The organism is Psychrobacter immobilis (assembly GCF_003148585.1).
Classification (GTDB): Bacteria; Pseudomonadota; Gammaproteobacteria; order Pseudomonadales; family Moraxellaceae; genus Psychrobacter; species Psychrobacter immobilis.
This window is the reverse complement of record NZ_QGGM01000018.1, coordinates 24,462-44,827: the sequence shown is the minus strand read 5'-3', so window position 1 is coordinate 44,827 and position 20,366 is coordinate 24,462. Positions and strand designations below refer to the sequence as shown.

Genomic DNA, 20,366 nt, shown 5'->3' with positions numbered 1-20,366 from the left:
AACTTCATTCAAACCTCTAAACCCCACTCGCCTGTTTAGCAAACAAACGCATCAATGGCTTGATTTTGCCAACGCGATACATACCTTCATTACGAATTTGTTGAATAGGACGCATCTGTGCAAGTGACCCTGCAAATAGCCAGTTAAGCGCGGAAAAGCTGTGCATCATTAGACTGTTATGTGGACGGCGCAAACGCTCGTAGCTACGCAACGTTTGATTGCTGCCCCAGCTGGTTCCACCACTACGTTCAAAATCATGTGCCAATTGCTCGCTTAAAGCCTGTACATCGAGCATGCCCAGATTCAACCCTTGACCCGCTAAGGGATGGACGCCATGCGCTGCATCACCGATCAAGACTAGGTTGTCCGCGACGTAGCTTTTCGCTTGTTGCGCGGTCAGTGGAAAGCTAGCGATTGACTCAATCTGAGTGATAGCACCTAGCTCATAGTTACTGGCAGCAGCCAATTTATCAGCAATGACGCGCGCGTCCTCCTCTATCAACGCCAATGCTTGATTGCGCGGCAATGTCCACACGATCGACTGCCAGTGCTCTGGGTTGGCTTTATCTGCATCAGTAATATCAGCAAGCGGTAATAGTGCCAGCGTACCTGTAGGCAGCATTGCTTGGCGCGCAGTCGCTTGATGCGGTTTTTCGGTGTGAATCGCACAGCAAATAGCGGTTTGCTTATAATCAAGTGTATCGAGCCCAATCGCCGCTTGCTGACGCACAAATGAGCCACGACCATCGGCACCAACCAGCAGAGCCGCTGCTATAGCAGTATGATCATCTAAAGTCACACGGTAGCCTTGATCTGCACCTAACCAATCCATGTTTGTGACTTTTTGCCCCGCGATAATGGTTAGATAGTCACTGACATCATCTTCATACAGGCGTTGCCACAATGCATGTTCAATGACGGCAGGCTCAACCATGCTGCCGAGCATTTGCGGTAGCGTAGTATTAGAATGATTATCACCCCTGTCGCCAAATAATAGCTCGCCCATGCCGTTTAGCTGCCACACCTGCATTTGCGAGTAGTCCGCTTTACGCTCTGATGCTGCTATCTTTTGCCATGCGCCCACGCCTTTAAGTAAGTTAATACTGGCAAGACTCAAGGCATAAACGCGCGCATCCCGCTTGCCAAGCACCTGTTGCCATTCTGAGTCATCACGTGCAGGGCGAGCATCAATTAACGTCACGGGCATTTTTGCTTGTGCCAACTGTAAAGCAAGCGTTGCCCCAACAATACCGCTACCGATAATCAGCGTATGATTATTCTTCATAAGTTATTCCTACAGTTAAGTGCAATCGTATAGAACATTGGTCTAGACCGTTAATATACCGTGATATGGCAAACTAAGACTTTAACCCCATAGCATAGTTAGCGACTAGTGGCTTGATATTTGGCAGCTTGTCAAAGGCAACCAAGGCCACATTCCTTGCCAACTTGATGGCTGGGTTAGGATGGGTAAAACCATGTACCACGGCATCACAGAAGCGAATGACGCGTTTTTGATCGCTTAGACGTGCTTTCTCATAGCGTTTTAACAGTTGCGTATCGCCGATGTCTTCGCCTTTTAGCACTTGCGCGCTCATCATTTGTGCCAGCACATGGGCATCGCGCATACAGAGGTTAAAACCTTGACCAGCGACAGGGTGCAAGGTATGAGCAGCATTGCCCATGATGACACAGCGACCCTCTACTTGCTTGTCTGCCAGTACACGTGTCAGTGGATAAGCGCCGCGGCGACCGGCAGCGACAAACGTGCCAGCTCGCTCACCAAAGGCTTGCTGCAATGTCGCTAAGAAATGCGCATCGTCTGCTAAGTATTTATTTTCTTCCCCTTTTGGACAAACCCAAACCACCGAGCGTCTATAGCCTGTCTGATAGTCATCATTGCCATCATTGCCATCGCCTTCTGGATCGGTCAGTGGCAACACCGCCAATGGCCCTGCTGGACTAAAACGCTCAATCGCTACATGCGCGTGTGACTTGTCAGTTTCTACCACACCGACGATAGCGGTTTGCTGATAATCATAAGTCGTCGTGCCAATATTTAATAATTGGCGCACCGTTGAATCGCGACCATCACAAGCGACCAAAACGCTAGCTTGCAATTGCTGCTCATGTTCCTCTTCACCATAATAGTTAAAGCTGAGCGTCACGCCATCGCTTTGTTGGGTCACGGCGCTGACACTGGCATTATCGATCAAAGTGATTAATGGCTCTTGCTGCGCGGCTAATAAAAGCTTACGTCCGAGCCACGCATTTTCCATCACTTGTCCAAATGACTCGACCCGCTCTTCAGCTTTGTTTAATTGTGCACGCCCAAAGCTGCCTTGCTCACTAATCTGCACCGCATCGATACGACAAGCATGACTTTGCAACTCATCCCATAACCCAATCTCTTGATAAATCTGTACTGTACGACGTGACAGTGCTGTATTGCGGCTGTCTAAATAATGGCTGCGATTGCTGTCCTCATTTGGACTGATGGTTGGGTAGCTATTTTTTTCTAATAACGTGCTAGCAATACCATGATGTGCTAGTAACAGTGCAAAGGACAATCCCACATGACCACCACCAGCGATGAGGACTTGCTGCTCAGTAGCTGCCTTTTTGTGTTCAAACTTTTTTTTAGCATTCGATAAATTCACAACAGTATTTTGCATTATTATTCCTAATTTTCATGTCTATTTTACGCTGTTGGGCGCACGCACTATAAGCGATGAATGATCGCTAGAATTATTTTAATTTTTTAGGGCGTATTGAACATTCACACATCGGCATAGCCTTAGTCGAATACGTAATACGCCCTAACCTTCGTCAGCTTTCATCAGCCTTCATCATTTTATTCATATTTTAAACTCAGCGATAAAGCACTATGACATCACCCATAGATTACCACAAATCGCCTCCAACTCTGTCGCCTTAACAGTAGCCAAAACGTATAACTGAAACGCTTGATTTCGTCACGCTCTAAACGTCATTTGCAATGTCATAACCCGCTCAAAAATGGACATAAAAATATCAAAGTCGAAAAGCGGTTGCAATCGTCGTACAAAAACAGTGGCATCTGTTCGACGTATGGCTTGAAATTTAAAATCTATCGACCATAATAAAGGCAAGACCGTTACTTATCACCACTCCTAAAACGAATAATAATTCTACCGTCATTTCTATCTCTATAACGTAAAGCCAAGACCATAACGACCGACCATTTTATCTCTTAAACCCGCAATGCCATCAAAACCAAATCATAGCGTTGGGGTACATAATAAAAGGATAATCGCTTGACTGATTCCATGAGCCGCCGTATAAAGTTTGAATCATTGACACCCGCACAGCTCAAAACCGTGCTTGGTGAATACAACAACCACATGAAATATATCCAACAACGCCTCGATATCAAAATCATGCAGCGTCAAGGTGACTTCTGTTTGAGTGGCGACATATCGAATGTCGAGCGCGGTGAACGTATTATTTATAAACTGGTAGATGAGGCACAGAATACCAAGGACATTAGCGCAGCGGAGCTACATCTTATTATCCAATCGAGCATTTCTCGTGATGAAGATATGGAAGCGGATGAGCAAGAAGCCAAGGATAATGCAGACGCTGAGGCGGACTTAGAATCAGCTCACGAGTTTACGCCAGTTAGCTTACGCACGCGTAAAGGTCGTATCATTCCTCGCGGTGGCAATCAGCAGACCTACGTCCAAAACGTACTGAACTCTGATGTCTCATTCGGTATTGGCCCTGCTGGTACGGGTAAGACCTATTTAGCCGTGGCTTGCGCCGTGGATATGCTTGAGCGTAATGAGATTGAGCGGATTTTATTGGTGCGCCCGGCGGTAGAAGCTGGTGAAAAACTGGGCTTTCTGCCAGGTGACTTGACGCAAAAAATCGATCCCTACTTGCGTCCATTATATGATGCGCTATATGAGATGATCGGCGTTGAAAAAGTGGGCAAGCTGATTGAAAAACAAGTCATCGAAATCGCACCCCTTGCCTATATGCGCGGTCGTACGTTAAACAACTCGTTTGTCATCTTAGATGAAGCGCAAAACACCACGCCTGAACAGATGAAAATGTTTTTGACCCGTTTGGGTTTCGGTTCACGAGCAGTAATTACAGGTGATATTACACAGGTCGATTTGCCACGTGGTCATAAGTCAGGCTTAGCGCAAGCAATGGAAATCTTAAGTGGTATTGAAGAAATTCATATCACCAAGTTTGATTCAAAAGATGTGGTACGTCATCAATTGGTACAGAAAATTGTAGAAGCCTACGATGTTTATGATGAAGAACAAGTAGCGTTAGAAGAAAAGCGTAAGTTTGAGCGCAGAAAAGAGCAAGAGCGTAAACAAGTTATTGCTAATGCTGCAGCCAAGCTATAAACGGTCTAGCCTGCTACTTAATGTTATAAAAATGCAAAGCCGGATTACTGTCAGTAATCCGGCTTTTTACGGCTAAGGGCTTTTTAGCTTTAGTCATAGGTTCTATCAGATGATAAAGCACACCATCTTACAATAAAGTAAAAGGATAATGGCATGAGCCAAGAGAAGGGTAACAACAGTTTTGACAACCATGATGCAAATGAGCGTGCTGGCGATGATGCCAGTTTGGCAGCACTTGATATCAGTGCCACCAGTAGTATTGATGATGACATACTGGACACTTTTTATGATCGTAAGCACTTACAGTCTGTGATGATGGCAGCGTTGGATTATATCGATGAGCGTATCAAAGAAGGTCTAACTCTACCCTATTTTGTAGATATCGATCCTGAGCTGTGGCAAGAGAAATCTAAAGTATTAGACATATACATTACCGATGAAATTGAGGGTCAGGCATTAAATCTGGAAGCACGCGGTAAGGATTATGCGACCAATATTTTATCTTATCCCAGTGATCTGCCAGCCGCAATTATTGAGCTGATGCCAACGCTACCCCTCGGTGAGCTGGTCATCTGTCATGGCGTCATAGTACGTGAGGCCGCAGAGCAAGAAAAGACAACCGCACAGCACATTAGCCATTTACTGATACATGGTGTGCTGCACTTATTGGGTTTTGATCACGAGCTTGGACAAGCCGAGCAAGATGAGATGGAACAGTTTGAAATTGAGATTTTAGCAGGTCTCAGCCTTCCAAACCCTTATACTTAGTTCGAATTTTTAGCGACTAATCTTTGGTCATCGGTAGCTTTTGTGCTTGACTCATCTGATTAATCATCTGATCCAGTCCTTTGACATGGACATTACGCTGCGGGAATGGAATGTCGATTTTTTCATCATCTAAGGCGTATTTGAATTGCTCCAGCAAATCACACTGCATGGTCCACCAGTCAGCATTGGTTGTCCAAATATTGAGCGTCAAGTCTACTGAGTTATCACCCAAATTGGTGACGCGTACGATAGGTTCAGGGTCAGTAAAGGCCAACGGATTATTTTTTGCCAAATTCAACATCACGTTTTTGGCAGTTTTGATATCGGCATCATAGCCAATACCGACCGTGATATCGACACGGCGGTTGGGTAGCGCCGTATAGTTCGTCACGGCTGAAGTCGTAATATCACTATTTGGGATAATGATATCGTGATTGTTTATCGTCGTTAGGTGGGTATTGACCAAAGTGATTTCTGTTACGGTCCCTGTGTAGCTGCTGATTTGCACATAATCGCCGCGCACAAAGGGGCGAAACGTCACAATCATGATGCCAGCGGCAAAGTTAGACAACTGATCTTTTAGTGACAGACCAATGGCTACTGCGGCACCGCCCAATATAGCGACGACTGAGGTGGTCTGTACGCCAACCTTACTCAAGGCAGCTAATGCAACCACGACCAGTAACACTCCGTAGATTAAACGACCTAAAAAGTTCGCAACGGTGTCATCTAAGCGACTACGCAACATCATTTTGTGAGCAACGGTGACTGCCTTTTTGGCAAGCCAGCGACCTACGACGAATATTAATATCGCTAGCGCAACTTTAATGACCAAGCTTAATGCGTTACTGGTTAAGTTGGCAACATCTATTGTAAAACCTAAAAATTCCATACTGACTCTTTATTTTATAGCGGTGTGTGGTATTCGTTTGTTATAAATATTGGTATCTTATCTGTTTGCAGCGTAGCTAACGCTCATCATCTATATATTCAACACGCCCTAATAAGTAACATCCACTTTATCGCTGTAACGATAGGTACGTATCAAACGCAGCTCAACAATATCTTCCATGTCTTTGGTAAATTTACCAAAGGGCGCTGCTTGGCGTACCGATTGCTTTGCTGCTTCATCTAATAATGTGGAGTTGGAGCTTTCAAGCAGACGTATGGCTTTAATATTACCATCACTACTAATGATGACCATAAGGCGCACTTCGCCCGTGATACCTTGTGCCCGTGCCTGCATGGGATAATGCAAATTCCCAATGCGTTCGACATGCTCACGGAAAGTATTAATATAATCAGCCGCGGCACCACGCGTCGTCGAGTTGCTATCGACCGTCACTACTTTTGATTTGGTTGCATAGACTTGCTGACGTTGAGACAGCTGTGTCTCTAAAGTAGCAATTTGTTTACGCAGACGCTCTTCTTGCGCCATCATATCATCTTGTGCTTGCTTGCTATCATTATCAGACTCCACGCTCGCTTGACGCCAGCTTAAGGTGGTACGCAGATAGCTTTCTTGATAATGCTGCTGGCGTACTTGACGCTGCAGGCTAATCACATCTTGCGTCTCACTTATTTGCTCAGCAGACAATGGGCTGATTTGGTCGTTCTCTTGTCTTAATTGCTCCTCCACTGTGCCGCCACCTTCTTGGGAGGCATTAGCAATAAAGTGGGCGTCTTCATTTGGCTGCATGTTGTCGGTTAGCGCTTTTGCCACATCTTGCATCATTGCCGCAGGATCTTTGCCCATCGAAAAGCCAATACCAAAAATAATAATGGCGTGTACGGCCACAGCGATAATGATAGCCACTGGTAAACTAACATCCCGCTTAGGTGCTTGCGCGGAAAAATGATAGCTTTGTGAATCTTTGATATAGGCCACAATGGGTCTCAGCTTATGAATATGAGCTTATAAATACAAGACAGCAAGTAATAAGCGTTATGATAATGGGCAGGATTTATGCTGGCGCTATCATAACATGACATAGAATTCTGTCGCTAGCACAACCGTTGCCGACTCATTTTAATCCGCTCACACATTATTTGTCTCCTTTGGTCAATTTATTGACAAGCTGAACCAGCAAAAATGATATAACACCAATGCGGCTATGTCATCGCTAGACCGTATTTTGAACATATAAGCATTGCCAATTAAATGATTTGCGACAAAACCCATGTGTCCATTTTGAAGCCATCATATTTGTTATATACTGTTTTATAATTTTTGTGTCATTAGGGCGGGTTAAACAGGCGTAAATAGACAGGGCTGATTTAGCAAAAATGCTTGTAATGACCACTCGCCAGCTTTCATTAAAGAACAGTCTGTCATTTTTTAATCAGTCGCTCTTTATGCCATTGAGTCAGCTACCTCCCCTATAATTATAAGGATAATAAGTTTGAGTGATTTTGATAACAGGGATAATTCAGACAATTTTGATGAATTTTTTGAAAATATGGGCTATCGTTTCGACGAATCATTTAGCGATGGTTGGGAGCGCCTTACCCAATCAATCAAACAGATATATCATAGAACGACTGATAAATTCGAAGATGAGTTGTCGCTGCCAGTGGCACAGATCTATGTCAATGATGCGCTGCAGAAGTTCGTCACTGATAATGTAAAAGCCATCTTAGAGCTGCGTGTTGAGATGCATGATGGCTGGTTCCGCTTATACTGTACGGTCGATGCTGGTGGCATTTATGCAGAGGTGGCTAGTAATTTTAGTTTGATTCATGTACAGCTCGATCGTAACGTCCAGCGATTTGTCTTTGGTCAACAGACTTATACTGATGTGCTAAATCTACGTTGTGAGTCGTTTATTAAGCGCCAAGGTATCAAACTGTTTATTTGGTTTTATCACACTATTCTGAAAAAAGATCCTTTAGGCTTTATTCTCTCTTATATCAATATCGCCCGTGCAAAAGACGAGGTTATCTACCTTGATATCAATCGCTGGTTAAAAAAGAACAAAAAAATCATGAGCACTTTGCATAAAGTTCAAGTCAACTATGGCGAGCTTGAAGAAGAGCAAATGATTTTAAAAACTCAAATCAATTATCGTGATTTATTGGCTGCCAGCAGTAACGAAGATATTATCGGCGATGATGATGAGCCTGAGCTGATGCAAGGCCCTATTAACCCCATAGATGATGCGACCGAGCCGAGTCAGGTATAAACCCCTCAGTATACAAATGACGTTTTTTACTTAGCAAAAAAGCGCTGACACTTAGAGACTATTTTTGTCTTTTAGCGTCAGCGCTTTTTTATCAAGCAAATTTTCAATGGCTTCTAAAGCGTGCCGTCATCAATCATGCAACTACCAGTAATTTTCTACCGCAATATTGCCCTCGCCGCGACGATTCATCACCAAACCTAAAGTCTTGAGCGCTTCTTTGGTGTCTTCCACCATGTCTGGATTACCACATAACATGACGTGCGTGCTATCAATATCCAAGGCGATGCCCGCTCGCGCTTGTAGCGTACCATCCAGCAGCAGCTTGGGCAGACGCTCTGTCAGGGCGCCTTCGACAGGTTCACGGGTAACGATGGGAATAAAGATTAGTTTTGCAGGATTGTCAACCAAAGAACCAAAGTCTTCTTGCAAGCTTTCGATCTTTTCAACATAAGCAAGCTCTTCTATCGAGCGCGCACTATAAGCCAATATGATGTGCTCGTAATCTTCCCACGTCTGCAAATCTTGTAACATTGATAAAAATGGTGCCAAGCCCGTTCCAGTCGCGAGCAGCCATAAATCTTTTGGTAAAGGCTTTTGATAACGTGCTAACGTCAAAAAACCAAACGGCATGGTATTAAGCAGCAGCTCATCGCCCACTTCTAAATGCTGCAACTGCGACGTAAATGCACCATCAGGAATTACGATAGAGAAAAATTCTAATACTTCATCAAACGGCGAAGAGACGATGGAATAAGCCCGAAAGATGTCTTCGTTTAGTTTCTCATTCTGTTCTTCATTAGCGGCGGCATTACCTGCTGCACGCTGCTGTTTATAATATTTTAATTGACTGGGATTGACGCCCAAACGCACAAATTGACCCGCAGTAAACTTAAAGCTATCAGGACGGCTGACAGTGAAGCTAAATAGGTTTGGCGTCCACGTGGTCTTACTAAGCACAGTTACTGTCTGAATATTATCACTCATAAGAATTATCGACTCACTTTTTAGTAATCATTATTTTTATCAAGACTTTAAACGATACAAAATAAAAGATGCGCCAAGCTTATCACAAAGCTGGCGCATCTTGGGTTTCTGACCGTAATAACAGATAAGCAGCGGTATCAGCATACCCCTACTTACCCTTTTGCTATTTACCAAATACGTGCCAGACTTGCCCATTCAATCATGCTGTTTGGCAAGATACCAAAGAAGATAATCATCGCAGTTACCGCAATAACCATAATCCCGCCAGTACGCATCGCCCATTGGCTAGAAACGTCAAACTCAATGAACTGTTTAGGACGTTTAAAGAGGGTGAGCATCACGCGCAGATAATAGAATAAGCCGATCGCACTACCCAAGATAATCATCGCTGCCAAGAACCAATTAGTTCCTTGTACCGCTGCCAATATCGCAAATAGCTTGGTAATAAAGCCTGCCGTCAACGGAATACCCGCCAATGACAACATCATAATAGTCATAACCGCAGTCAATACGGGACGACGCCAGAATAGCCCTTGATAATGGGTCAGCTCATCAGCCTCACCAGATAAGCGATAAGGGCTCGACATTAAGGTTACAACGCCAAAGGCACCGATAGAGGTTAATGCATAAACAGCCATATACATACTAGAAATACTATCCGCTGCCGCGCCGATACTGACGATGACAATCAACACATAACCCATATGGGCAATGGATGAATAACCCAATAGGCGTTTGAGGCTCGTTTGACGTACTGCTAATAAGTTACCGATCAAAATAGATAAAGTTGCCATGACCATTAACAGCATTTGCACAGATGGTAATGCTAGCAAAGCAGTATCAATTAAGAAGCGAACCGCAAGCGCCATCATCGCAACTTTTGATACAGATGCTAAGAAAGTCGCGATAGGTGCTGGTGCACCCTCGTACACATCTGGCGTCCACATATGAAAAGGTGCAGCAGACAGTTTAAATGCAATACCAAACATCATCATCGCCGCGCCCAATATCAACAGTGGCGATTCAAAAATATTGCTCAATTCCACACTAATAGGCTTGAAGGCCAATGACCCTACTTCTGCATAAATAAATGCCATACCCATCAATAAGGTGGCTGACGCCGTCGCAGATAGCACTAGGTACTTTAGACCAGACTCTAGCGAGTTTTTACGCATATAGGTGTATGACAGCATACCGTACAGTGGTATAGACAGCATCTCTAAGCTCATAAAGAATGATGCTAGATGCTGAGCACTGACCATCAGCAAAGCACCAATCGTCGATAACAACATGAGCAAATACAGCTCTTCTTTATTATCCTTGAGGTTTGATAAATACGCATAAGACAACGTACAACAAGCCAATGCACAGATAAAAATGATTACCATATTAAACTGAGCAAAGTTATCAATCACGAATAACTGTTCAGCATTTGGTACCATGGTTCCACTATTCACGATGCCAGTCATTTGACCAAGCAAAGTAAATAAACCAATGTTTAAACCAACGACGGTAACGGTACCCGTCACCATATGTGAGCGTTTAACTGCGATGGCAATCATGACTACCAATACCGTAATCACTACGGTAATGATTGGCGCATAAGGCAACAATCCCATCAAATCATTCATCGTAATATCATTCATGACTTAACGTGCCTCCATTGCATCAAGCAGGTGCGATGCATCTACTTGTGTGACTTGACTATAGGTATACGCATTGTTAATCCACTGCATCGCATGACTTGACGTATCAAGGAAAGGCTGTGGATATAACCCAAGCCAGACCAGACCAGCAGCCAACATCAGTAGTAATGATAACTCACGTTTGCCCAAATCTTTGAGTTTGCGCGGTGGTAAACCATGTGATTTGGTTTCTTGTATGGCGACTTCTTGGATGTTGTTTTTACCAAATAACGCGCGATGAATAAGAATAAGCGAGTACAGACCTGCTAGTACCAAACTGAATGTCGCAAAAACCACAAACACAGGATACTGAGCGAACGAACCAAATAAAATCATAAACTCGCCAATGAAATTACCTGTACCTGGAATACCCAGTAACGCTGCGCAGAAGAACATCAATATCGGTGCATAATAACGGAACTGCCCCCACATGCCGCCCATCAAGGTCAAATCACGTGTGTGCAGGCGCTCATACAGCTGACCGGCCATAATGAACAATGCCGCTGAGCTAAGACCATGTGCGAGCATCTGAATCATCAGACCTTGCAAGCTTAATAAAGTACCCGCATAAATTGCTAATACTACAAAACCCATGTGCGAGATACTGGTATAAGCCAGCAGGCGCTTCATATCGGTCTGCATAAAGGCGAGCCATGCCCCATAAAAGATACCAATCGTACCCAAGGTCATGGCAATCGGGGCAAAATCTTGTGATGCTGCTGGGAATAACGGTAAGACAAAACGAATCAAACCATAAGCGGCGGTTTTAATCAAAACCCCTGCCAAATCCACCGAACCTGCCGTTGGTGCTTGCGCATGCGCATCTGGCAACCAGCCATGAAAAGGAATAATCGGCAACTTAACCGCAAAGCCAATAAAGAAGCACAGCATGATCGGATATTCCCAGCCGCCAAGTGACGTACCGAGTAAATCATTATAGTTAAAGCTGACCACGCCTTTTTGAGCGTAGCTGATAATGACCAATATCAAAATACCGACCAGCATAATAAGCCCAGACGCTTGAGTATAAATAAAGAACTTAGTCGCTGCGTATTCCTTGGTTTTGCCAACCACATCATGACCCCAAATCGCGATCAAGAAGTAGATAGGAACCAGCATCATCTCCCAAAAGAAGAAGAACAAGAACAGATCAATGGCTAAGAAAACACCAATGACGCCGCCCAAACTCCACAAAAGGTTGAGATGGAAAAAGCCGACTCGACGCTGAATCTCATTCCACGAACAAGCCACTGCAGCAATACCGAGCAATCCTGTTAACGCCACCATCATCAGTGACAAGCCATCCATCGCTAAATGGAAGCTAATACCAAAGCTCGGTATCCATGGCACACTAAATTCAGCGACCCAAGGCACAGCAGCGTCTGGCGCAATGACTTGCTTACTCATGCCACTAAAGTCGCCGTATTGCCACATCACTAGCGACAATACAAAGGTCAACGTCATACCGATTAGAGCAATCCAGCGCGGCAGACGTTTATTAAATCGCTCGACCAACCAACATAACAACCCGGCAATAAAGGGAATTGCAATTAATGCTGGTAGCATCCACGTTTGTTGTAACTCAATCATCTTATACCACCGTCATCATTACCAGCACTAGTAATACAGCCATGCCCAAGCCAAAGCTTGCAGCGTAACCTCGAAGTGACCCAGTTTGCGTCGCAGATAATACCTTATTACCAGCAGATGCCAGCTTAGGCAAGACGAGCCACGCTTTATCGATAGGGTCGGCTTTAAATAAGCGGCCGATGAACAAAAAGGGTTTTACAAAAATTACATCGTATAGCGCATCAAAACCTAGACCATGATAACACCAGTGATATAGCGCCCCACCAACACGTGAGCGCTTAAAGCGGGTGAGCATGCGACCTTTATCCACCACATATAATAGCGCCGCTATTATTAGACCAGCCAGCATCGCACCCATGGCGATAAACTCAGCCGTATGCTTACCATGCGCTTGACCAGCGACTTCCAATAAATGCCCAACACTCTCTGGCAATACGCCTTGTAATGGCGGGGTAATAAATGCGCCCACTGCCGTTGATAATACCAGCAACACACTAAGTGGTAGCCAATATGACACACCAGATAATTTGTGTGCATGGGTCTTCTCTTCACCAAAGAAGATAATCCAAATCATACGGAAGGTATAAAGCGCGGTTAAGAAAGCACCGAATACACCCATATAGAATAAAACCATGTGACCTGTTGCATAACTCTCCCAAAGAATCGCTTCTTTAGAGTAAAAACCGACCGTGACCCAAGGTATCGCCGCAAGGGCACCGCCACCGACGATATAGCACCAGAATACCAACGGTATCTTTTTACGTAGACCGCCCATCTTAAAGATGTTTTGCTCATGGTGTACCGCAAGGATGACTGCACCTGATGATAAGAATAACAGGGCTTTAAAGAAAGCATGGGTCATCAAATGGAAGATAGCGCCTTGCCACGCGCCAACGCCGAGTGCTAAGAACATATAGCCAATTTGGCTCATGGTTGAATAAGCAAGGATACGTTTGATGTCGGTTTGTGCTAATGCACAGAATCCAGCAACGACCAACGTCAACGCCCCTACGCCGCCGACCCAATATAATAAAATACCAGGCGTCAGCTCAAACAATGGATGTAAGCGAGCGATTAAATAAACACCTGCCGTGACCATCGTTGCCGCGTGAATAAGCGCTGATACTGGCGTCGGACCTGCCATCGCATCAGCAAGCCATGTATGTAATGGCAGCTGCGCTGATTTACCCATCGCGCCGCCAACCAACATCATCGTGGTCAACATCATCGTTGGATTGTTGATATCGAATACTTCTGGCGCACGGGTAATAATCTCTTGAATATTAAGCGTACCAAATTCACGGAATAATAAAAACAGACCAAAGGCTAAGAATACATCACCCACGCGCGTCACCGTAAAGGCTTTCATCGCTGCAAGACCATTGGCGCGGTCATGGTAATAAAAACCGATCAGTAAGTACGAACAGATACCAACGCCTTCCCAGCCAAGATAAAGCAAGAACAAGTTATCTGCCAAGACTAGCAATAACATGCTGGCGACGAACAAGTTCATATAGCTAAAGAAACGGGCAAATCCAGTGTCGCCTTTCATATACCAAGCGGCAAAGAGATGGATTAAAAAGCCAATCCCAGTGATGACACCCGTCATCGTCAGTGCCAAACCATCAAAGCTCAGACCGAAACTTGGGGCAAAATCCCCGACTTGGAACCATATCCAAAGCGGAATCTCTATGACTGTTCCTGCTGGATTATTGGTTAAAAAAGTATAACTAACGATTAGCGTGCATAGTGCTGATAACAGCATACTACCGACACCGACAATCGCTGCCACCTGCTCCGTTAGCTTGTCGCGCATAAAGGCCAAAATCAAAAAGCCAACGAGCGGGAATATAAAAGTTAATGGTAATAAACTCATGACATCATCCTTTCATCTCATTGGCGCTGTCGACATCGAGATGCCCACGCTGATGATAAAACCGCAATAATATTGCTAAACCAATGGCGGCCTCTGCTGCTGCCAAGGTCAAAATAAAGATAAACATAATCTGTCCATCTGGATCAACCCAACGACTACCTGCCACCACAAATGCCAATGCTGTTGCATTCATCATGATCTCAAGGCTCATTAGCATAAATAGGAAGTTACGTCGTACCATGACGCCGCACAGACCAATGGCAAATAAGATACCTGCCAAAATCAGTCCATGGCTCATGGGTATCATACCCAGTACATTCTGCGCCTCAGCAACAGGCTGTACTAAGCCGGCTACCTCGTGGGCAAACGGCACGTTTGACACATCTTGTGCCACGCTCGCTGCTAGTACCATTAGTCTGACTCCTTGCGCGTGACTTTATTCACACCCAGCTGCGTACTTGCATTCATACTTACATAGTCATGCGGGTCAACATCTTTATATTCGTAAGGTTCTGCCATTTTCGCCGCGTCAGCATCTATCGGCATGCCGTGATCATCGTAGTGTTTGATACTTGCGACATTAGCATTAGATCCTTGACTATCGTTACTGTGGTTTGCATTAACAGTAACCTCATCAGCGATAGACTCTTTACCCAAATGATAAGCGGCGACCAAGGCTGCCAATAGTAGCAATGCAGCCACTTCTATCAACATCACATATTTAGTAAATAGCACCGTACCGACTGCTTTGGCAGATATTGTCGAGCCACCAATCATTGCCGCTTCGTCATGACCCATACCAATCATCGCATACAGCACAACCGCGATAATAATCGTTAAGCCTGTCGGTAGCGCCCAAGTGCCCGCATCAAGCCAGCGCTCTTCACGCTCATCATTGCTCATGCCTAAATTAAGCATCATAATAACAAAGACAAATAGCACCATAATAGCACCGGCATAGACGACAATCTCTAACGCACCAGCAAATGGCGCGCCTAGGACAAAAAATATCCCTGCGATTGCCAGTAATGACACAATCATCGATAAGATAGCATGCACTGGATTGGCTTGAGTCACGACGCGCAGACTGGCAAATATGGCCACTGCTGCAAGCGAATAAAACCCAGCCAGTTCAGGATGGTTCAAAATATTCATCATGGTAGCAAGCTCCTTAGATCAATCGGTGCAGCTTCGTTTTGTGCTGCGCCTTTTGGTTTGTCCGCTACCGCCATACCCGTCACACGATAATAGTTATAATCAGGATATTTACCCGGCCCTGAAATGAGCAAATGCTCTTTTTCGTAGACCAAATCTTGGCGTTTATATTCACCCAACTCAAAGTCAGGCGTCATTTGAATGGCTGTCGTTGGACACGCCTCTTCACACAAGCCACAAAAAATACAGCGCGAAAAGTTAATTCGAAAAAACTCTGGATACCAACGACCGTCTTTACGTTCCGCTTTTTGTAAGGAGATACAGCCGACGGGACACGCCACCGCACACAAGTTACAAGCAACACAGCGCTCGTCTCCATCAGGGTCACGCGTTAGGACAATACGTCCACGAAAACGCGGCGGCACAGGTACCGGCACCTCAGGATAAAGGATGGTGTCACGCGGTCTGAGCGCATGACTATTGACCATCCACATGCTGCGGACAATGGTAAATAGTCCAATGACGGTCTTTTTTATGGTAGTAAACATGGGATTATTATCCTTATCAGCTTTACCCTAGTTCATCAATGATGGCTACTAGTGATGACTACAACGTTGGGGAAAAGATCAAAATGACCGCAGCAGTAACCAACAGATTAATCAGCGTTACTGGCAGACAAACTTTCCAGCCAAAGTTCATCACTTGATCATAACGCGGACGCATGAGTGAGCCTCGAGCCAAAATAAACATGGTCATAAAGAACAGCGTTTTAATCATGAACCAAAAAGCTGGTGGAATAAATGGAATATCTAAATTAAACGGCGCAAGCCAACCACCAAAGAATAAGCACGTCATCAAGGCAGAAATCAGTACAACGTTGACATATTCTCCGATAAAGAACATACCAAACTTCATGCCAGAATATTCAACATGATACCCTTCAGCCAGCTCTTGCTCTGCTTCTGGCTGATCAAATGGATGCCTATGCGTAACGGCAACACCAGCAACGACAAAGGTCAAAAAGCCGAAAAACTGCGGAATGATATACCAACCGTCGATTTGCGCTTCGACAATGGCGCGCAAGTTAAATGAGCCTGTTAGGGCAACAACTCCCATCAGTGATAAGCCCAAGAAGACTTCATAACTGATCGTTTGTGCAGCAGAGCGCAAACCACCCAGTAGCGAGAATTTATTGGCTGATGCCCAACCACCGAACATCACTGCATAGACGGCAATACCTGCCATCGCAAAGAAGAACAGAATACCGATGTCCCAATCAGCCACGCCAAGCGTTGGCGAGATAGGAATAATGGCAAATGAGGCCAATGCGGTGAACATCGCGACCGCAGGTGCCAAGGTAAACATAAACTTATCGGTAAAGTTTGGCGTCCAATCTTCTTTAAAGAAGATTTTGAGCATATCCGCGACTAGTTGCAACGAACCAAAGGGTCCGACGCGGTTTGGACCGTAACGATCCTGCCATAAAGCTAGCATGCGGCGCTCATAGACAATCATCATAGCGGCAACCATAACCACGACCAAGAAGATGACCAGTGATTGCCCGACCATAAATAAAATGGACCAAGCATCAAAGCTCATGCTACCAGCCAAGAAGCTTGGCACATCAGGGATAATACGGGTAACTTGCATATTACACCTCCTGTGTGGTGGTCGGTGCTGTGTTCATTTGCGCAGCATCGTTATTGTTCATCATATCGTTAGCCATGCTACCCATCATCGTCACTGTTGCATCCACTTTGCGAACCGACGCTGGCATTGATGGATGAATAATACTCACCTGCCCAACTGGGTAACCGATACAGCCTTCTGCTAAATAACCGACAATCTGTACTGGCAAGGTGATTTGTTGCTTATCAATCTCAATCGCTAAGTAATCGCCATTAGCGATGTTCCAGTCCTTAGCATCATCCATCCCGATACGCCATGCAGCAACAGGCAGTTGCTCCGCAACCACTGGGCTACGTGACGCCATCATAGAGCTGGCATAGATATTATGGATAGGCACCAGTTTGGCTTGTCCTTGCTGCATATCCGTCGTCGTCGCAGACATGGCATCTGGTGCAACATATTGACGTGTTTCTAAACGTGCTAGCTGATCGAACATGCGCACACCTGGATCACCATTTTTCAGATGACCACCGACTTTATCTTGATATTTGTTCCACGCTTGCGGTGAGTTCCAACCTGCCGCATTGGCAAAAGGAATCATCGAGCTTGGCGTTTCTTTACCGCTATAACCTTCCATTGAAAAGGTCAAACCGGTGTCTAAATCTTTTGGCTGCATCGGCTCATGCACAGATATCGGCGCACGCATGGCGGTACGGCCTGAATAACGACGCGGCTGACGAGCAATTTTAAGACCCGTCATACGGTAATCGGCATCAGGAGCAGCATTTTTAATACCAGCAAGCTTAGGATGTGTAGCAATTAATGCATTGATGACGTCATCTAGCTGCGTCCAATCGACATCACGACCTTCGATGCTGCTATGCACGGCATGTAACCAGCGCCAGCCTTCTTTGATACTGCTCATTGGATGGTAGTATTCGTTGTCGTAAACTTGGAAGAAGCGCTGTGCACGACCTTCAGCCGATATCAACGTACCATCCGCTTCAGCAAAGCTTGCTGCTGGCAATACGATATCGACATCTTTATGCCAATCAAGCAGCTGGTGATCTAAGGCAATGACAGTCTTATCGGCTAATAGTTGAGTCAACTTACTGGCATCGATGGCATCTGTTAGCTGATTTTCGGCAACAATCACCACATCAAAATCAGTGGCCAGTAGCTCTTCGACTGATTGACCGCCAAGCATGCAAACACCCATGCTGTTGGCATCGGTAACCGTTAGGTAAATACCTGCTTGTGCCTGATATTTATTGTTTACTTCTTTCAGCTCAAGTTTTTTAGCAGGAGCGCGTTCTACATTGTCTTGCGTTTCTGTATCAACACCGGTTTCAGGTTTGTTTGGCTTGGCAGATAGCTCTTTATCTTCTATTTGCGCTTGCTCATCACGGACTTGAGCATTATACGTGTCCACTTGCTGCTGTTCAGTCGCTTTAATGGCTGAGCGTTTTTGCGTCAATGCTTGAGTAATCTGCGCCGCTGCTTCGATCAACGTGGTAGACGATAAGCTGCTACCCGAGATAACCAACGGCTTATCAGCTTGAATCAAGTCATAAGCGATTTGCTTCGCTAATGCTTGCATACCGTCAGTATCAGCACTAGCATCAGCATTTTGTTCAGCTGTTTGTGGGTCTGTTATGTCTGCTAAATCATTAGCGAAATTGACAATTTCATCAGCCACTTTGAAACCAAGTTTAGTAATATCTTCAGGGGTCGCCACCACACTCACTTTACTGATGTCTTCTAGCTTAGTTTGCACTACATCGATGACATAAACTGGGCTTAACGCATCTTGAGCAATACGTTTAACAGGCTCGGCAAGCCACGGCTGTGTTTGTAGCGCCGCTGCCATTTTTAGGCCTTCGTTTTTTGCCGCTTGGCGTACTGACAGCGCGACACGCGATGAGGTTTGGGTGATATCTTCACCCAATACCAATACCGCATCATAGCTTTCGATAGCAGTCATGCTTGGGTTATAAATACCATCAGTACTCAATACTTCAATGCATTTATTGACCAGTGCTTGCTGCTGATGATTGAGACCTGTTGAAAACTTATCAAAGCCAACCAGATTTTTTAGTGCAAAGTTGGTTTCTAAACTGGCACGAGGTGAGCCAATACCAATGACTTTTTTATCTTTGATACGTTTGATAGTTTCATCGAGTGCATAGTCAATATTGATTTTGACATGCTTATCGTTGATACGCTCAAGCGCTTGGGTTGGACGGTCATCACGATTGACATAGCCATAACCAAAGCGACCACGGTCACATAAGAAATAACGGTTTACTTCACCGTTATAGCGGTTTTCGATACGACGTAATTCGCCGTAACGCTCACCCGGTGAGATGTTACAACCTGCTGAGCAGCCATGGCAGATGCTTGGCGCATACTGCATGTCCCATTTACGGTTGTAGCGCTCAGAATGCGTTTTATCGGTAAAGACACCCGTTGGGCATACTTCCGTTAAGTTACCTGAGAATTCGCTTTCGAACTGGCCATCTTTATCACGACCAAAGTAGACGCGATTGTTTGAGCCGTAAACACCCAAATCTTCGCCGCCTGCGTAGTCTTTATAAAAACGGACACAGCGATAGCAAGCGATACAGCGGTTCATCTCATGCGCGATGAATGGGCCAAGCTCTTGGTTATGATGCGTGCGTTTGGTAAAGCGATAACGACGACGGCTATGACCTGACATATAGGTCATGTCTTGCAAATGGCAATGTCCGCCCTCTTCGCAAGTTGGACAGTCATGTGGATGGTTGGTCATCAGTAACTCAACCATCGACTTGCGGAATGCTTTGGCTTCATCGTCAGTGACAGAGATATACATGTCATCGCCCGGAGCGACCATACATGACATCACAAGACGACCACGACCTGCTTCCATATCTTCTTTATTTTGAAACTGCTTGACCGCGCACTGACGGCACGAGCCTACTGAGCCAAGGGCTGGATGATAACAAAAATACGGCACATCAATGCCGAGTGATAAGCAGGCTTGTAGCAAGTTATCTGCGCTATCTACTTCGACAGTGGTTCCATCAATATGTATGACTGCCATGCCGCTCTC

At 45.2% G+C, this 20,366-nt stretch carries 16 protein-coding genes; 3 read left to right on the top strand and 13 right to left on the bottom strand.

What is annotated here, in order from left to right; all coding sequences use genetic code 11:
- Positions 1–16: 16 nt before the first annotated feature.
- Complete coding sequence (locus C8D84_RS12430) at positions 17–1,285, bottom strand: FAD-dependent monooxygenase (RefSeq protein ID WP_109592543.1); 1,269 nt, start codon at positions 1,283–1,285, stop codon at positions 17–19.
- 73 nt (positions 1,286–1,358) lie between these two features.
- Positions 1,359–2,675 (bottom strand): FAD-dependent monooxygenase, encoded by a 1,317-nt coding sequence (locus tag C8D84_RS12425; protein ID WP_228244547.1) that lies wholly within the window; start codon positions 2,673–2,675, stop codon positions 1,359–1,361.
- Between the two features lie 633 nt (positions 2,676–3,308).
- Here C8D84_RS12425 and C8D84_RS12420 point away from each other — a divergent pair.
- On the top strand, positions 3,309–4,403 hold the full coding sequence (locus C8D84_RS12420) for a PhoH family protein (RefSeq protein WP_045451672.1): 1,095 nt from the start codon (positions 3,309–3,311) through the stop codon (positions 4,401–4,403).
- 153 nt (positions 4,404–4,556) lie between these two features.
- A complete protein-coding gene (ybeY, locus tag C8D84_RS12415) occupies positions 4,557–5,171 on the top strand; it encodes an rRNA maturation RNase YbeY (RefSeq protein ID WP_109592541.1) in 615 nt (204 codons plus the stop codon).
- A 16-nt stretch (positions 5,172–5,187) separates the two neighbouring features.
- Here the strand turns inward: ybeY and C8D84_RS12410 are convergent, their stop codons facing one another.
- Together C8D84_RS12410 and C8D84_RS12405 are read right to left on the bottom strand one after the other, a co-directional pair.
- On the bottom strand, positions 5,188–6,063 hold the full coding sequence (locus C8D84_RS12410) for a mechanosensitive ion channel family protein (RefSeq protein ID WP_045451667.1): 876 nt from the start codon (positions 6,061–6,063) through the stop codon (positions 5,188–5,190).
- A gap of 108 nt (positions 6,064–6,171) precedes the next feature.
- Positions 6,172–7,059, bottom strand: coding sequence for an energy transducer TonB (locus tag C8D84_RS12405; protein ID WP_109592539.1), 888 nt, complete (start codon positions 7,057–7,059; stop codon positions 6,172–6,174).
- Between the two features lie 514 nt (positions 7,060–7,573).
- On the opposite strand from C8D84_RS12405, the gene C8D84_RS12400 reads away from it, so the two are divergent.
- Entirely contained in the window at positions 7,574–8,353 is a 780-nt protein-coding gene (locus C8D84_RS12400) for a hypothetical protein (protein ID WP_109592537.1), read from the top strand.
- A gap of 141 nt (positions 8,354–8,494) precedes the next feature.
- Here the strand turns inward: C8D84_RS12400 and C8D84_RS12395 are convergent, their stop codons facing one another.
- From C8D84_RS12395 to nuoG, 9 genes are all read right to left on the bottom strand, one after another.
- Entirely contained in the window at positions 8,495–9,337 is an 843-nt protein-coding gene (locus C8D84_RS12395) for a ferredoxin--NADP reductase (protein WP_109592535.1), read from the bottom strand.
- A gap of 167 nt (positions 9,338–9,504) precedes the next feature.
- Positions 9,505–10,983 carry an NADH-quinone oxidoreductase subunit NuoN gene (nuoN, locus tag C8D84_RS12390; protein ID WP_109592533.1) on the bottom strand — a complete coding sequence of 493 codons (1,479 nt, stop codon included), beginning with the start codon at positions 10,981–10,983 and terminating at the stop codon, positions 9,505–9,507.
- Positions 10,984–10,986: 3 nt separating this feature from the next.
- Positions 10,987–12,612: an NADH-quinone oxidoreductase subunit M gene (gene nuoM / locus C8D84_RS12385; protein ID WP_109592531.1), complete on the bottom strand. Its 1,626-nt coding sequence runs from the start codon at positions 12,610–12,612 to the stop codon at positions 10,987–10,989.
- A gap of 1 nt (position 12,613) precedes the next feature.
- The gene (nuoL, locus tag C8D84_RS12380) at positions 12,614–14,488 is read right to left on the bottom strand and encodes an NADH-quinone oxidoreductase subunit L (protein WP_109592529.1); all 1,875 of its coding nucleotides are present in this window, start codon (positions 14,486–14,488) and stop codon (positions 12,614–12,616) included.
- Positions 14,489–14,492: 4 nt separating this feature from the next.
- Positions 14,493–14,801, bottom strand: a complete 309-nt coding sequence (nuoK, locus tag C8D84_RS12375) for an NADH-quinone oxidoreductase subunit NuoK (RefSeq protein WP_045445153.1) — start codon at positions 14,799–14,801, stop codon at positions 14,493–14,495.
- Between the two features lie 98 nt (positions 14,802–14,899).
- Positions 14,900–15,646, bottom strand: a complete 747-nt coding sequence (gene nuoJ, locus C8D84_RS12370) for an NADH-quinone oxidoreductase subunit J (protein ID WP_109592527.1) — start codon at positions 15,644–15,646, stop codon at positions 14,900–14,902.
- Positions 15,643–16,191, bottom strand: a complete 549-nt coding sequence (gene nuoI / locus C8D84_RS12365) for an NADH-quinone oxidoreductase subunit NuoI (RefSeq protein WP_109592526.1) — start codon at positions 16,189–16,191, stop codon at positions 15,643–15,645. The genes nuoJ and nuoI overlap by 4 nt, the downstream gene beginning before the upstream one ends.
- Before the next feature lie 58 nt (positions 16,192–16,249).
- Entirely contained in the window at positions 16,250–17,242 is a 993-nt protein-coding gene (nuoH, locus tag C8D84_RS12360; RefSeq protein ID WP_045445151.1) for an NADH-quinone oxidoreductase subunit NuoH, read from the bottom strand.
- Between the two features lie 52 nt (positions 17,243–17,294).
- Positions 17,295–20,357 (bottom strand): NADH-quinone oxidoreductase subunit NuoG, encoded by a 3,063-nt coding sequence (nuoG, locus tag C8D84_RS12355; RefSeq protein ID WP_109592524.1) that lies wholly within the window; start codon positions 20,355–20,357, stop codon positions 17,295–17,297.
- Positions 20,358–20,366 lie beyond the last annotated feature (9 nt).

Bases quoted from the DNA above. Each gene is read 5' to 3' on its own strand.
- C8D84_RS12430 (WP_109592543.1), bottom strand. From the start codon at position 1,285: ATGAAGAATAATCATACGCTGATTATCGGTAGCGGTATTGTTGGGGCA.
- C8D84_RS12425 (WP_228244547.1), bottom strand. From the start codon at position 2,675: ATGCAAAATACTGTTGTGAATTTATCGAATGCTAAAAAAAAGTTTGAA.
- C8D84_RS12420 (WP_045451672.1), top strand. From the start codon at position 3,309: ATGAGCCGCCGTATAAAGTTTGAATCATTGACACCCGCACAGCTCAAA.
- ybeY (WP_109592541.1), top strand. From the start codon at position 4,557: ATGAGCCAAGAGAAGGGTAACAACAGTTTTGACAACCATGATGCAAAT.
- C8D84_RS12410 (WP_045451667.1), bottom strand. From the start codon at position 6,063: ATGGAATTTTTAGGTTTTACAATAGATGTTGCCAACTTAACCAGTAAC.
- C8D84_RS12395 (WP_109592535.1), bottom strand. From the start codon at position 9,337: ATGAGTGATAATATTCAGACAGTAACTGTGCTTAGTAAGACCACGTGG.
- nuoN (WP_109592533.1), bottom strand. From the start codon at position 10,983: ATGAATGATATTACGATGAATGATTTGATGGGATTGTTGCCTTATGCG.
- nuoM (WP_109592531.1), bottom strand. From the start codon at position 12,612: ATGATTGAGTTACAACAAACGTGGATGCTACCAGCATTAATTGCAATT.
- nuoL (WP_109592529.1), bottom strand. From the start codon at position 14,488: ATGAGTTTATTACCATTAACTTTTATATTCCCGCTCGTTGGCTTTTTG.
- nuoJ (WP_109592527.1), bottom strand. From the start codon at position 15,646: ATGATGAATATTTTGAACCATCCTGAACTGGCTGGGTTTTATTCGCTT.
- nuoI (WP_109592526.1), bottom strand. From the start codon at position 16,191: ATGTTTACTACCATAAAAAAGACCGTCATTGGACTATTTACCATTGTC.
- nuoH (WP_045445151.1), bottom strand. From the start codon at position 17,242: ATGAGCTTTGATGCTTGGTCCATTTTATTTATGGTCGGGCAATCACTG.
- nuoG (WP_109592524.1), bottom strand. From the start codon at position 20,357: ATGGCAGTCATACATATTGATGGAACCACTGTCGAAGTAGATAGCGCA.